At 51.2% G+C, this 14769-nt stretch carries 15 protein-coding genes and 1 pseudogene; 7 read left to right on the top strand and 9 right to left on the bottom strand.

Going from position 1 to position 14769, the window contains the following annotated elements:
* Positions 1-24: 24 nt before the first annotated feature.
* A complete protein-coding gene (locus VF724_RS07570; protein ID WP_371753628.1) occupies positions 25-978 on the bottom strand; it encodes an MBL fold metallo-hydrolase in 954 nt (317 codons plus the stop codon).
* Positions 979-1208: 230 nt separating this feature from the next.
* Here VF724_RS07570 and VF724_RS07575 point away from each other — a divergent pair, with 230 nt between their 5' ends.
* Entirely contained in the window at positions 1209-1646 is a 438-nt protein-coding gene (locus VF724_RS07575) for an AbrB/MazE/SpoVT family DNA-binding domain-containing protein (RefSeq protein ID WP_371753629.1), read from the top strand.
* Between the two features lie 7 nt (positions 1647-1653).
* Here the strand turns inward: VF724_RS07575 and VF724_RS07580 are convergent, their stop codons facing one another.
* The 6 genes and pseudogenes from VF724_RS07580 to larA form a co-directional block, all read right to left on the bottom strand.
* Positions 1654-2805 (bottom strand): ROK family protein, encoded by a 1152-nt coding sequence (locus VF724_RS07580; protein WP_371753630.1) that lies wholly within the window; start codon positions 2803-2805, stop codon positions 1654-1656.
* A gap of 101 nt (positions 2806-2906) precedes the next feature.
* Positions 2907-3443 (bottom strand): chromate transporter, encoded by a 537-nt coding sequence (locus tag VF724_RS07585; RefSeq protein ID WP_371753631.1) that lies wholly within the window; start codon positions 3441-3443, stop codon positions 2907-2909.
* A gap of 53 nt (positions 3444-3496) precedes the next feature.
* Positions 3497-4189: a chromate transporter gene (locus VF724_RS07590; protein ID WP_371753632.1), complete on the bottom strand. Its 693-nt coding sequence runs from the start codon at positions 4187-4189 to the stop codon at positions 3497-3499.
* A 168-nt stretch (positions 4190-4357) separates the two neighbouring features.
* Positions 4358-4697 (bottom strand): annotated as a pseudogene (locus tag VF724_RS07595) (AdipoR/hemolysin III family protein).
* Entirely contained in the window at positions 4697-5872 is a 1176-nt protein-coding gene (locus VF724_RS07600) for a glycerate kinase (protein WP_371753633.1), read from the bottom strand. The pseudogene VF724_RS07595 and the gene VF724_RS07600 overlap by 1 nt, the downstream one beginning before the upstream one ends.
* Positions 5869-7149 carry a nickel-dependent lactate racemase gene (larA, locus tag VF724_RS07605; protein ID WP_371753634.1) on the bottom strand — a complete coding sequence of 427 codons (1281 nt, stop codon included), beginning with the start codon at positions 7147-7149 and terminating at the stop codon, positions 5869-5871. The genes VF724_RS07600 and larA overlap by 4 nt, the downstream gene beginning before the upstream one ends.
* A gap of 293 nt (positions 7150-7442) precedes the next feature.
* Here larA and VF724_RS07610 point away from each other — a divergent pair, with 293 nt between their 5' ends.
* Positions 7443-8147 (top strand): stalk domain-containing protein, encoded by a 705-nt coding sequence (locus VF724_RS07610; RefSeq protein ID WP_371753635.1) that lies wholly within the window; start codon positions 7443-7445, stop codon positions 8145-8147.
* A gap of 1 nt (position 8148) precedes the next feature.
* Entirely contained in the window at positions 8149-8652 is a 504-nt protein-coding gene (locus VF724_RS07615; protein WP_371753636.1) for a hypothetical protein, read from the top strand.
* A gap of 72 nt (positions 8653-8724) precedes the next feature.
* Here VF724_RS07615 and VF724_RS07620 read toward each other — a convergent pair whose 3' ends face one another.
* On the bottom strand, positions 8725-9621 hold the full coding sequence (locus VF724_RS07620; protein WP_371753637.1) for an SDR family NAD(P)-dependent oxidoreductase: 897 nt from the start codon (positions 9619-9621) through the stop codon (positions 8725-8727).
* Positions 9622-9815: 194 nt separating this feature from the next.
* On the opposite strand from VF724_RS07620, the gene VF724_RS07625 reads away from it, so the two are divergent.
* A complete protein-coding gene (locus VF724_RS07625; RefSeq protein ID WP_371753638.1) occupies positions 9816-10595 on the top strand; it encodes an IclR family transcriptional regulator in 780 nt (259 codons plus the stop codon).
* A 257-nt stretch (positions 10596-10852) separates the two neighbouring features.
* Here VF724_RS07625 and VF724_RS07630 read toward each other — a convergent pair whose 3' ends face one another.
* Complete coding sequence (locus VF724_RS07630) at positions 10853-12124, bottom strand: phenylacetate--CoA ligase family protein (protein ID WP_371753639.1); 1272 nt, start codon at positions 12122-12124, stop codon at positions 10853-10855.
* A gap of 138 nt (positions 12125-12262) precedes the next feature.
* Here VF724_RS07630 and VF724_RS07635 point away from each other — a divergent pair, with 138 nt between their 5' ends.
* From VF724_RS07635 to VF724_RS07645, 3 genes are all read left to right on the top strand, one after another.
* Positions 12263-13054: an IclR family transcriptional regulator gene (locus tag VF724_RS07635; RefSeq protein WP_371753640.1), complete on the top strand. Its 792-nt coding sequence runs from the start codon at positions 12263-12265 to the stop codon at positions 13052-13054.
* A 97-nt stretch (positions 13055-13151) separates the two neighbouring features.
* The gene (locus VF724_RS07640; RefSeq protein ID WP_371753641.1) at positions 13152-14090 is read left to right on the top strand and encodes a fumarylacetoacetate hydrolase family protein; all 939 of its coding nucleotides are present in this window, start codon (positions 13152-13154) and stop codon (positions 14088-14090) included.
* Positions 14091-14230: 140 nt separating this feature from the next.
* Entirely contained in the window at positions 14231-14722 is a 492-nt protein-coding gene (locus VF724_RS07645) for a DinB family protein (RefSeq protein ID WP_371753642.1), read from the top strand.
* Positions 14723-14769: the final 47 nt, after the last annotated feature.

The following is a 14769-nucleotide window of genomic DNA, read 5'->3' on the forward strand; positions in this document are numbered from 1 at the left end:
AAACCATCGGGCCCGTTTGCGTCATCAAGCTTTTTTATAAATCCATTTGCCGCCGTCCTTGTCCTTTCGGCATTCCCCGCGTTCCGCCAAAAACTCCAGATGGGCGATCGTTTCACCAATCGCGAAGCGGATTTCATGATCGGTCAATCGGCTGCCGAACATGGACAAACATATCTCAAACACGGTCGATTTTCCGTTATTCACGATTTCCAGCGCTTGGTCCAATCGTTTGTCATGATGTCCGATGATTTCGTCAATCCGCCGATTGGCGTTTTGAAACGGCTGCCCATGGGAAGGTATGACGTATTCCGCATTCAAACCTTTGAATCGTTCGAGTGAGTCCATATACACTTTCAACGGATTTTGCTCTCCAAAGAACCAGTATGAAATATTCGGCGTAATCCGTGGCAAAATGTGATCGGCGGACAGCAGAATGCCATTGTCGCGGTCGAACAGGCAGATCATCCCGTCCGCATGCCCGGGCGCGCGAAACAATTCATACTCATATCGGCCGAATACGATGCGGTCGCCCTCATGCAAATATTCGTCGATTTTCGGGAGAGGCATAACCGTATTGGAAAAATTCCGCGTATAATCGATTAATCTGTGCGCTGTCGCCTCATCGACCCCGTAGCTGAAATAATTGCCTAACATCATCTCGTAAAAATCATTCGACCAAAATAAGTTCATTGTTTTCGTGTCGGTTTGCGTCATTTGCACTCTAGCCCCCGTTTTGGCTTGAAGAGTGCCTGCATACCCGATGTGATCCGGATGGTAATGGGTCAAAACGATCCGTGTCAGTTCTTTTCCGTCCAGATGGGCGTCCCAGGCTTCTGCCGAGGAAGCATTATGCAAGCCGGTGTCAATAATCGTCCAACCGGTTTCGCCTTCCGCTAGAAAACAATTGACGTGATTCAAGCGGAAAGGAAGGTCAATTTTCACCGGAAGGATGCCTGAATTTTGCAATATATGGTCCATAACCGCGTTCTCTCCTGTCCTTTTATGTGCTGGCAACTAAATATTTCTCCAACTATTCTATCATTTCTTGATCCAGAGGCATTGATTTCTGCGACGCTCCCGCTTTCATTAATGTATCACAAAATGGAAAAACAAAAAACGCCCGAGAAAATCTCCGGCAAAAAATGCATAACATTTACCAATTATGTATGATATAATTAATTTTAGTGTTTTTATCGGGAGGTGCAACCATGTCCTCAAGAACTATCGGAATTGTGAGAGAATTGGATGAGCTCGGCCGAGTCGTGCTGCCAATTGAAATGCGAAGACTGCTTGGAATCGGATTTGGCGATTCGATCGAATTTTTTCTTGGAAACGGTGCCATTATGATGCGCAAATACAGGCCGCTGTCGACATGCCTGTTTTGCAATCGAACCGGCAGCGCCGTTGTGCTTTTCAAAAATCAATTTATCTGTGTGGATTGCTTGGATGAAGCCGTCAATACGGATCGCGAAAAAACGAATGCGGGCTTCGGGACACGCAAGAAAAAACGGCAAAAGTCCGAGTTCATGATTGAAAGACTTCGAGCCGAAATTCACAAGCACCCCGAAGCGAGCCAAAAAGAACTGGCCGAAATATTAGGCATTTCCCAAGGTCGTGTGAGCCAGCTGAAAAAATTTCTTGCATGAAAATTCATTATTCGGCCAATTGATTGGTCACCATAACGGAAGCTCCAATCGCCACACCATCTTCCCCCAGACTGCTGTTGGCAAATACAACCTGATAGGATGGGTATTGATACGTTTTTTGAATGGCAACCCGGGTGGCCACCTGAAAAAAAAGTTCATCGTCGGTATGGAGGGGGCCGCCCAAAATCACCTTTTCGGGGTGAAGGATATTCAGCAGATTGGCCAGACCGATACCGAAATAGGTAGCCGCTTGCGTGACAATTTCAAGCGCGAGCGCATCCTTCTCCTTCAATGCCTGAACCAGCATCGCGTATGTCACTTCGTCCCCGTTGTTTACCATGGAGGACAACAGGCTTTCACGCCCCTGCTTGAGCAAGGATCGGGCCCGTTGTTCCATGGCATACAGGGACGCATACGATTCCCAGGAGCCGTAATTGCCGTCCGGGTCCCGGTGTGGAAGTCCGTCAGCCTGAATGATCATCTGACCTGCCGACCCCTCGACATCCACCGCTCCGTGAACGATTTTACCTTCGGAAATCATCGATAGACGGAGCCCCACACCTGCATGAATGTAAAGCAGGTGCTGGTACCGGTTAACCGAATCCTTCCAATACTCTCCAAGAATAGCCGTATTGACTCCATTGTCCAGAAAAACGGGAATGTCCAGTTTCGCTTCCAGCAGTGCGCGGATTTGCACCTGGTTCCATCCGGGGGCGGGAAAAAACCGGGGATCGAGAATCAAGCCGCGCGACCGATCCAACGGGCCCACCGCTCCAACGCCCATACCCAGGATTGAAAGAATGGAAATTTGATGCCGGTCCAGCATGTTCCTGGCCGCTGAGAGCACTTCTTCGATCAGCATTTCGGGAGTCATCCGATCGGACATTTTCCACCTTTTCTCATCCTTTTTACGAAGATCCAAGTCGCACAGCACCAGTTTCGAATACGTTCGCGAAATGTCCAATCCGAACACATAAGCATATGTCGGATTGATCCTGTACAGAATCGGTCTTCTTCCGCCGGTCGATTCACCGTATCCGACCTCCAGAATCAAACCGAGTTCAACCAATTCCTCCAACACCCGGGTCAGCGTACTGACGGTGAGGGTGCTTTGCTCTTTCAAATCCTGCTTGGATACGGTTCCTTGACGACGGATCATCCCATATACTTCTTTTGTCTTCCGACTGGGAATTCTGCTTTGAACATCAATCATACGATCTCCCGACACTATTTCGATTTAAAAAAGTTTACGTGTTCAATTTAACTGAAAAACGCCGCTCCCGCAAGTCCGGATACCAGAATCACGACAAGCGGATGCACTTTGTAGCGGGCCAAAGCCACGTAGCCGACAACCAATATACCGACTGCGATCCAGGAATGCGATGACCAGCCGCTGGACCGGAAATAACCCCAAGCGAGATTAATCGCGGCAAATAAAATAAGGCCAAAAACAACAGGCCGCAGCCCATAAAAAACGGCTTTGACCAGCCGATGCCGATGAATCTTAATGAAGAAAGCCGCCGCCAGAATCACCAGCAGCAGCGAAGGAAGAACCATCCCCACCGTGGCCACAATGGCTCCCGTCAGTCCGTCTACAGCGTAACCGACATAGACAGCGCTGTTGGCGGCGATCGGTCCGGGAGCCATGCCGGCAAGTGCAATCGCATTGGCGAAATCGGTGGAATTCATCCAATGATGGGTTTTCACTTCATGTTCAATCACGGGTATCATGGCATAGCCGCCGCCGAAAGAGATAAATCCAATTTTAAAAAAGCTCCAAAATAATTGTAATAGCAAGCTGACCCTGCCCCCTCAATTTCGTCGTAGTTGTTCAGCAGAAAACCGAAACTTCAAATCCCATCCCCGAAATAGACATCCTTCTGCTGATGGACCATTTTTTCCGCGGACTTCACCTTTATCGGCTGTTGGCTGCCAACGGTTTCCTTGTACTTCGCAACCTCGCTTTGTTCCAAAAGCACCGGAACCCCAATCTTCTCTTTTAATTTCATGATGATCACTCCCGCGACAACCCCCAACGGAATCATCAGCACCGGCTGTACGAAAGATAGCAGCAGGATGACGACTGTCACACCTCCTATGACCGCAGTTGTCTTGTCAATCAGGGATGTTTTGCCGATTCTGACACCGGCGTAGGCGATCAAAGCGACGATGGACATGCGGATGCCCTCGAAGGCGGCGATAATTTTAGGATTGCCCGATACTTGATGAAAAAATAAGATAAGTGCCAAGACGATCAGAAAAGTCGGCAGCATGATGCCGATCGTGGCCACGATGGCGCCGAGAATCGAAGCCAACCGATAGCCGATGAACACTGCTGCATTTACACCAATGCCTCCCGGAGCGGAACCGGCAATCGAAATCACGTTGCTCATCTCTTCCGCATGCAGCCATTTGCGCTTTTCAACCACTTCTTGCTCGATGACGGGCAGCATTGCATACCCCCCGCCGAAGGTTACCGGACTAATTTTTAGAAAAGAAATAAAAATGTCCCACAACAGCTTCCATTCCGTTCGAATTCGCATGGTATGTCTCCCCAATGAGCTGACTTTCTTTTATTATACTTCACTTTATTTCAAAATGAAATAAAATAATTGAACTACCAGCGAAAATTCCACGTTTATTTATAAGTTTTTGTTATAAATAGCGATATTTTTTCTTATTAAAATTCATTTTGGATTTTAGTTAGGCGCTTACATGATTTGAATTGGCAGGACATACAGCAGAACGAAAAAAAAATGGGCAGCAGAGCCCAGCAGGACAAACAGGTGCCAAACCGAATGATGATACGGAAAAGCTCTCCACATATAAAAGATCGTGCCTGCCGTATAAAAAATGCCTCCCGCAACAAGCAGTTCCGTTCCCGCGAAAGGCAAAATCAGCACCAGGGGCTTCCACATGCCAAGCGCTGCCTTGCAAGCTGGAAAACACGACTAACAGAACGAGGCCGGCAGCGCTCAGCAGAGCTCCTGTACCGTGTGTCACGGCATTGGCAATTTCTTCGCGTTTCGTAAAGGTGTGCGTAACGTCCATTACCCCGTCTCCTTTGTGGATCCATTGCCGCCGGAAGCAAAACTGGCGGAAATCGTCAAGGCTTTCGCTGCCGAGCGTGCGGCATGCCGGACCCAATCCGGGGCGTCGCGCATAGCCTCCTCGAGTGTCATCGGAGCCTGAGTGGCGCCGATGACCACGTCGATTCCGAGCTTGTACAATCCGCTGACATCCCCGCCAATCCCCCCGGAAATGCAAATTACCGGCTTTCCGTGTTTTTTGGCAGCCACGGCTACACCGAGCGGCGCTTTTCCGAAAGCGGTCTGTCCGTCCGTGCGTCCTTCTCCCGTGAACACGAAATCCGCATCGCGGACCTGCTCATCGAACCGTGTAATCTCCAGGACAATGTCAATTCCCCTGCGCATTTTCGCGCCCAGAAAAGCTGACAATCCCGCTCCCAATCCACCGGCTGCTCCGCCGCCTTTAAGATCGAGAATATCCATTCCCAGCTGCTCCTTTACCCGCGCGGCCAAGTGGGCAAGCCCCCGGTCAAGCTCCTCAACCATGTGCGGCGTCGCCCCCTTTTGCGGACCGAACACTGCGGAAGCGCCGCGAGGGCCGCACAGCGGATTCGTGACGTCGCTAGCGCTCACGATTTCACAGGCTGCAAGCCGGGAATCGATTGACTTCAAATCGATCGTGTGCAGCTTCGCCAATTCTCCGCCGCCGAAACCGATCTCCCTTCCCTGATCATCGTAGAAATGCGCGCCAAGCGCCTGGGCCAACCCCACGCCGCCGTCATTGGTCGCGCTGCCGCCAATGCCCATGATGATCCGAATGCAGCCCCTGTCCAGCGCGGCTTTAATCAATTGGCCGGTGCCGTACGTCGTTGTCCTCAGCGGATTCAAACGCTCCTGAGGAACCAGGGTTAAACCGGAAGCCGCCGCCATTTCGATCACCCCGGTCAGACCGTCGGCCAAAATCCCGTATTTCGCCGGAACCGTGTCCCCGAGGGGACCCAATACTTCCTCTTCATGGATTGTGCCTCCTGCGGCGTGAATGATCGCATCGACAGTCCCTTCCCCGCCGTCAGCCAGCGGGATGATCGCGATATCCGCATCCGGAACGGCATCCCGGATTCCCTTGGCCATCCATTCGGCCACCTCCACCGCACTCAAGCTTCCCTTGTATGAATCGGGGGCGATCACGAATTTCATTCTGCTCCCTCCTTCACGTCCGTCAAGTAAGGAATGGTTAGTGGACCGAGCGGAAGCACCCCGACGGAAGCGTCGGGCCCGTATTTCCGCAGCAGCTCATTCAACGTTTTTTCAATATTATCCGTATAATGAAACATCGCCTGCTCGACTTCCCCGCGGCTCAAGCTCGAATAAACGTATACATCCGCCCACATTTGCACAAGCGCCTGCTTTTGCACCTGCCACTGGTCGAACATCGAGAATGCTTCATCTTCTATCATTTCCAGAATTTCCTTCGGACTTTTTCTCATATTGAGGATTTTAGCGTAATTTCCGTGATTGGGAAGCCCGTCGCTGCATTCCGCCGCGCTGATGATCGAACCGCCCCGTTTGACGATTTTCTGGGCTGCGCTCATTCCCTTGACCGCCTGATATAGATTTTGGTCCAGCGGATAGCCGCTGTTCGTCGTGATGACAATATCGAACGGCTGTGCGCAGGCCGCCATGGAATGCTTCCGTACGAACTCGCAGCCGGCCCTGTGCGCCTGAATCAAATCGCCCGCAAAATAGCCGGTGATTTCCTTGCTGCCGTTCAGAGTGACGTTCAACAGGAAATCCGGATTCGACCGAAGCGCGATATCCGCCGCCTCCTGCTGTACGGGATTGCCGTCCAGCAATCCCCATGTGCTGTTTGGATGCCCGATCATGCGGGCATTATGAAACGGCAGAATGGTATCGATCCCGGCAATTCCCGGCATGACTCCTTTAGGTCCCCCGCTGAACCCTGCGAAGAAATGGGGCTCGATGAAGCCCGTCACAATTTTGAAATCGCTTTCGATATAATCCCGGTTCAAATAGATTTCCGCGCCTGTGGGACTTTTGCCGAGAAACGCCTGTGTCGATTTGTCAAATGCGTTATTGTTGATTACCCTGACGGTATCGACGACATCTTCCCCGAGCATCTGAACCAGTTCTTCCCTCGTATTGTCGCGATGGCTTCCCGTTCCGTTGACCACGACAAAATTTCGGCGCGGCACGAAATCCAATTCCTCCAGCAGCCAAGGAACCAATTTATGATTCGGCGTGGGCCGTGTCATATCGCTGATGACAATACTCACTTTATCCGTCGGTTTGACCATTTCCCGCAAGGGCCGCGTCCCAATCGGCCGCCTTACCGCATCGACGAACCCGGCTTTTTCGTCAGCCAATCCGTCGACATTCCGTGGCTCGATCACCACGGAATGTTCGGGCACTTCTATTTCCAATCCGGTCCTGCCATACGCCAATCGCACCTTCAAGCAGCATTCTCCCTTCAGTCTGTAAAGACGAACCATTCAGTTTCTTTCCTATTATATATCAATTATGGGGAAATGAATGAGCTTTCCGGACGAAAAATCGTTTTTTTCGGTGTTTCGCGCGTTTGTACAGGCTCTGCACCCCCTGAATATCAGCGGATGAGCCGTATCTTTTATATAGAATTCGTCATTTCTTTACATAGGCACCCTATGCCGCCATTTCATGACACCGTTTTGATGGCAGGGGTGCATCGACGATAAGGCGTCCTTGAAGATTTCCTGAAGGAGGAAGTTGTGTGAAACACGCTATGCTGAAAGCCATCGCGTTTTTCCTGATGTTTGTTCTGGTTTTCTCATATTCCGCGTACAAAAGCAGCTATGTTCTTGCGGACCGCAACGAGCATGAATATGAGGCGGAACATTACGAATACCATAAGGCTAAGGAGCATTATGAGGATGAAGATCAATATGGGGATGAGGATCAAGACGACAGTGAAGAACACCATCAAACTCCTTCGCAGCAAGCGGCCGATCAACAAAATCAAAATCCCGCAGTGAATCAAAATTCGCCCGCGACCGTGACTCCCGCCCCAGTACCGGCTCAAACTCCCGAGCCTCCGGCAGCCGTCAAGTTCGTCGACGGACAAACGGTTCATCTGAAGATCAGCGGACTGGATAAACCTCTGACCCTTACGCTGCGCGTGCATAAAGGAGAGATCCGTGTAGCTGCGGAAAAGGTGCTTCATTCGCTGGACATTCCTTATCTCGCCTATCAGGACGGAGCCCTGTTGGAAGTATATACTGCAGACCATCACCTGATTTTTCACACAGGAAAAAATGTTTATTATGACAACGGGCAGAAACGCTCCATCCCGATAGCACCGCAGTCGGAAAACGGATATTTTTATGTGCCGCTCACCCTGCTCGCAGAACGCCTGGGTTATACGCTTGAATGGAATCCGCAAAATCAAACCTTCCGGATGATGAAGGGAGGGAAATAAGATGGCTGCAAAAAAGTGGCCCAAATGGCTGATCGGCCTTTCCAGTGTCGTTTCCTTCACCGGATTTCTGTACCTGTCACAAAGCCACAGTGATGCCGGTGTGCTGGCGAAAGCCGAAAACCCTGCCGACAATTCTTCTGCGGACAGCCGGTTGACGGCAAACGGGGACACAGAGATCCACGGGCCTGCAAACTCGGCACCCGACAATCAGTCGACCGGCAAGCTGTTCGTCCATACGCGCGCCGAATTTCAACAAATCGCCGGCATGCTTCCCGAAGCGAAATCCGAGCGCGAACAGCTGCTTGAAAAACTGGATTGGGACCCCGCACCAAATGAATTGACAGCTGCGGTTCCCGAGTCAACCGGCATCAAAATCGTTCCCGTACCCAAGCCCGCACACACTCAAGCCGCCGTACGGACCGCTCCGCAAAAGACCACTTCCGTTACCGCGAGGACAACCGCGCAGGTACAAACCAAAAGCGACCGTAGGACAAGAAGATCCTGATCGGTCGCTTTTTTTTCTGCCGGCCGCATACCGTCCACCGTCCGGACGATCCCCCCTTACGAGTATCTGAATTCAAATAAACGGCTCAACCGGTTTTTGCCAAAGGTTATTCTTTTCCTTCACGAACGTTTCCAAGGAATCCATCGTCCACTCCTCATCCGGCGCTTCGGCTTGCACAACCGGTCTGGCGAATCCCCAAACGGCCAGCTCCCTGCCGGCGATGCTGAAGCACTGTCCGGTAATTCCCCGCGCTGCGTCAGACGCCAGGAATCCAATCAGCGGAGCGACTTGGGAGGGCTTGCGCGAACGCAGCCTGCGGTACATCTCCTCGCCGACCGCCTGAATCAGCCCTTCGGTAGGAATCGTCTCCGACATTTCCGTCCACGCTGCCGGTATGACGGCATTGACGGCAATATTCTTGCGGCTCAGCTCGGCGCTCCAGGTTAATGTCATGGCCATCAGCCCGCCCTTGGCCGCTGCGTAATTCGTCTGTCCGGGATTCCCGGAAAAACCGGACACGGCGGTCATATTGATAATCCGTCCCGCTCCCTGCTCAAGCATCTGCGGCAATACCGATTTGGTGCAGTTGAATGCCCCTTTCAAATTTGTTGCAATGACCTCATCGAATTCCTGTTCAGACATCCTGATGATCGAGCGGTCTTTCGTCAGAGCCGCATTGTTCACCAATACATCCACCCGGCCGAACCGTTCGACCGACGCTTGGACGGTGCGCGAGGCCCCCTCCATGGTGGACACCGTTTCCGTTACCCCGAGAATTCTGTTTTCATAGCGTGACAGTGCTTTCGATGCCGCTGCCACACGATCCGGATCGATTTCGGCGATCACGACGGATGCGCCCTGATTCAAGCAATATTCCGCTATCCCTCTGCCAATGCCCCGTCCCGCTCCGGTCACAAGGATGACTTTGTTTTTCAAATCGGGCACCACCGATTCACATCCTTCCGTCATGCATTGATCTTCCCGAAAACTTATACTATATTATATATGTTCCAAATAAGAGTTTAAACTTCTTTCATACTGAACATATGGCCCGGGCGGCCGATTACATGATGGTTTTTTCATTTTCAGAAAGTTAGTTCAAGGCCGCTTTCAGTAGAATTCATTTTTCATTGGAAGTGAATTTTCAAGATAGGAGAATGACGATGACTGAACCAGCCAAAAAGGATTATCAAATTCATTCCGTCAAAAATGCCATGCATATTCTGCGGTTATATTCCGGCGAACGCGCCGAGCTTGGCGTCACGGAAATGTCCCGTCTGCTCGGGATGAGCAAAAGCTCAGTCCACCGTCTGGTATCTACACTGACCAAGGAAGGATTTTTGGAGAAATCGCAGAACTCCAACAAATACCGCCTCGGCCTTGCTCTCCTGGGGCTCTGCGGCGTCATCACGACACATATGGAGATTCATCGCGAAGCCATTCCGACGCTCGAAATCCTCGTCGAAAAACTGGGAGAAGCCTGCCATGTCTGCGTGCTCGAGGGAAGCGATATCGTCTACCTGCATAAAGTGGAATGCAGGCATCCCGTCCGTCTGCTGTCCCATATCGGCAAAAGAAATCCCGCTTTCTGCACAAGCGGAGGAAAATCGATTCTGGCTTATCAACCCGAGAGCATCGTCAACAGCGTTATCGAAAGCGGTCTCACTCCATACGGGCCGAATACGATAACAGATCCCGCACAATTCAAGGAGAACCTGCAGTCCATCCGGGAACAAGGATACGCTGTTTGCATCGACGAGCTACATGAAGACGTCATCAGCATCGGATCGCCCATTCGCGATTATTCCGGCGATGTGGTTGCTTCAGTCAGTGTTGTCGGTCCCAAACAGCGTATTACCCCGGACAAAATCCCCTTTTTCGCTGCGACGGTTTTGGAAGCAGGCCGCGAGATTTCCCAAAAGCTCGGCTACTGCGGCTTATAGGCGTCATCCGATGATAGCACCGTGAATATTTATCAGCAAGTGGTTATTTCAGAAAAGGGATGGCACTTCATCGCTGTTAAAACCAGGAAAATGATTAGATTTTTGCGGTTAATTCCCGGTTTTAAAGGCGTAAAAGTTTTCGCAGAAAACTGCTTCAGGTGCGTAAGCTTAAACTTTACGTGCTCATTCCCTTTTCCTTCATAACTCATTTGATTAAATATTCACTTTAACTTTTTTATCAAACTGACGCCACTTCGCTATTTAACGGTGCGCTGGTCGAGTACGCGGCGAGACTTCATTTCGAAGCGCGGCAGCGTGTTCGGTTCCATTTCTTCTACATCGATGCGCAGGCCCACACGATCGCGCAGCTTCCCTTTCAATTCATTGGATACGGAAGCGGAGGATTCGATTTGCACCTTCACCTGCGTCATTTCTTCCACTGTATAATACACGATCCGGAATTCGTTGATTTCCGGGAACTCCCGGACGATCGCTTCAATGGACTGGGGGAAAATGTTGACGCCCCGAACGATGACCATATCGTCCACCCGGCCGATAATTCCGCCGGGAAGATGCTTGTAAGGATTGCCGCAAGCGCAAACCGTGTGCGATTGTCTCACCATATCCCCGGTACGGTAGCGGATCAAGGGGAACCCGTAGCGTCCGAGGTTGGTCAGCACCAGCTCACCCGTCTCTCCCTCCGCAACCGGCTCCAACGTTTCCGGATCAATCACCTCCGCGATAAATTCGGCCTCGTTGACATGAATTCCATTCTGCTGCGAGCACGAATACCCATAGGCGCCCATTTCCGTCATGCCGGAGTGGTCGAACAATTTCGCTCCCCACTGCTCCTCAATCTGCTTGCGCGTGGACGGAATGGAGCCACCCGGTTCGCCGGCCGTTACAATCGTATGGATGTGCGAATTGACGATATCAATGTTTTTTTGCTGCGCCACTTCCGCCAAATGCAGCGCATAGCTCGGAGTGCACAGCAGGATCGTCGCCTTGTTCTCGATAATGCTGCTCAGCCTTTCCGTCGAAGATTGCCCGCCGCCGGGAATCACCAGCGTCCCCGCTTTTTTTGCCGCCTCATAGGCCGACCAAAAACCGATGAACGGGCCGAAGGAAAAGGCCAGAAACAGCCGGTCGCTGCTCGTAACCCCCGCAGATTTGAGAACCTCCAACCAGCAGTTTCCCCACCAGTCCCAGCTCTCTTGCGTATCCAGCACCTTCAGCGGCCTTCCGGACGTTCCGGAAGTCTGATGGTAACGGACATACCGGGATTCCGGGAACGTATGGTTCCTGCCGTACGGCGGATTCTCAATCTGATCCTGGGAAAGCTCCTTTTTGTAAGTGAAAGGAATCGCTCCGAACTCTTCCTCCGAACGAATCGGCAGCCGCAGACCGCTGAATTTCTCCTTGTAAAATTCATTGAATTGCAAGGTAAACACCAAAAGCTGATTCAGCTTTTGAAATTGCTGCGCTCTCATATTTTTCTCCTGAATCCCGTAAACGGCATCCGTAATCAATGGCTATTCCTCCTTGAAATAAACGCTTACAACCAATCCGAATATATGATATGTTATATTTGTATCATATAAAAGGATTTATTTCTTCTATGCGGAACACTATTGCGAATTTTGCTGATTCCCTTTGGAGGTCATTAAATGAAAGAAGATCAACTATCCAGTTCAGCTTCCTCCCTCGAAAACGCACTGCAGCTCTTAAAAATGTTCACCATGGACGAACCTGAACTCCGATTAAGCGAAATTGCGGAAAAGCTTGGCGTGGCCGCCAGCACGGCCCACCGCCTGGTCAACACGCTGGTTGCCGAAGGCTTCGTGGTCAAAGATCCGAGGACGAATATGTACAGACTTGGAGCATCCATACTGGCATTCGGTAAAATGATCACTGCGCAAATCAAGCTTTACAGAGAGGCTTTGCCGATCCTGCAGGAGCTCGTCAACAAATCCAACGAAACCGCGCATATCGGCATTCTCGACCAAACAGACACCGTTTACCTCCACAAAATCGAATGCAGCCATCCGGTGCGACTGCTTTCCCACAGCGGAAAACGAAACCCCGCATACTGCACGGGAACCGGTCAGCTAATTCTGGCTTATCAGGATGAGCGGACCGTTAACCGGGTGATCGAGCGCGGATTGGTCCGCAAGACGCCGAAAACGATTACCCGCCCGGATGAATTTTTGTCGCTGCTGAATACAATCAGAAAGCAGGGATTTGCCATCGCGTCGGAGCAGCTACATGAAGGTGTAACTTCGATCGCCGCGCCGATTCGCGATCTTTCCGGACAAGTCGTCGCCTCGGTCGCCGTCGTCGGACCCGTTCAGCGAATAACAACCGCCCGAATCCGTCCGCTCACGCACCTTGTCGTGCAGGCCGGCCATGAAATCTCTGAGCGCATGGGATGCAAATCCATATTCGAGACAAGAATATAAATGATAAATATCATTGACAAAGATATATAATATATTATATTTTAAAAACGGAAAAAATTGAATATGCTACTTAATCTTTGAAGGGAGAACACATAATATGAAGTTGATCAGTTTTTACGCACACGGAGCCGTTCGCGCCGGCTGCATCCATGAGGATCAAGTCATTGATCTCAATCTGGCATGCCGCAAAATGCTGGAATCGCAAGGAAAGCTAAGAGCGGCGCAAATTGCAGATGCCCATGTGCCGGCCGATATGACCGAACTGCTGCAGGGAGGAGACGAAAGCCTGGAAATGGCTCGCGAAGCGGCAAAGTTTGTGCTGCAGAACGAAAATTCCAACGGAGAACCAAAAGCGGTCTATGCCCGATCCGAGGTCAAATTGGCGGCGCCCGTTCCGAAGCCGGGGAAAATCATCTGTGTCGGACACAATTACCGGGAGCATATTCTCGAGATGAAGCGGGAGCTGCCCGAGCATCCGGTCATCTTCGCCAAGTTTGCGAACACGGTAATCGGTCCCGAAGATCCGATCCCCTATTACCCCATTACACAGCAGTTGGACTATGAAGCGGAGTTTACCTTTGTCATGGGCAAGCGCGCGCGAAATGTCAAGCAGGCTGAAGCCTTGGATTACGTGGCCGGCTATACCATCGTCAACGACGTCTCTTACCGCGACCTGCAGCGCCGCACCATTCAGTGGCTGCAAGGCAAAACAGTAGACGGAAGCGCGCCGATGGGTCCGTGGCTGGTTACTCGCGACGAGCTCAAAAATCCCCATGAGCTGGAAATTTTTCTGACCGTAAACGGCGAGGAGCGCCAGCGTTCCAATACGAAGAATCTCGTTTTCAACGTCAACTTCCTGGTTGAATTCCTTTCCGGCATCATGACCCTTGAACCGGGGGACGTCATCTGCACGGGAACTCCCGGAGGCGTAGGCGTAGCCCGCGATCCGCAAGTATTCCTGAAAGACGGCGATGTCGTCCGCGTGGAAATCGAACGAATCGGCGCACTGGAAAATACCGTAAGAACGGCACAATAAAAAAACCTCTACCGAGGCCAATTCAATGATGAGTGACCGCTTTTAGAGGTGGGTTTTTATGCCAATAATAATTTGCCTTTCTAAATGATCGAAAACTTATAAATTCTTATGTGGTAAGAAATGGGAGGGAACAGTCAAAAATGAGCAGAACAACCGCCTACATGGAACAGATTAACGAACAAATCGATATCACCCTGCAAAAAGCGCGTCAGTTAAATGAGGCGACGATTCGCTGGAAGCCGGCCGACAATGTCTGGTCAATTATGGAGATCCTCTGCCACGTTGAAGAAATTATCCCCTACTGGCTGAATGAATTGAGCAATGTCGTCAAATCGCCCGGCGCCTCCTGGGGCCGAGGCCTGGATCATCCTGCGCGGCTGGAGGCGGTCGCAGCAGCGGATTCCCGTTCTGTCGCCGAGGTGCTTCAAGGAATTGAAGCCTCCAAACAGATCGTCAATTCCGCATTCTCTTCGATGAGCGATGCAGATCTGGACATCGAATCGCCGCACCGCAACCCGAAATTCGGCGTTAAACCGATGACGTTCCTGATCGACCACTTCCTGGTCCAGCATCTGACCAACCACAACCAGCAGATCGATCGGGATATCCAGCTGTATAAGGACCGCGGCTGATCCGGCATTTCATTGAGCCTGTTCTATTATATTATATATAAGAGGAG

The organism is Ferviditalea candida, from assembly GCF_035282765.1.
Taxonomy (GTDB): Bacteria; Bacillota; Bacilli; order Paenibacillales; family KCTC-25726; genus Ferviditalea; species Ferviditalea candida.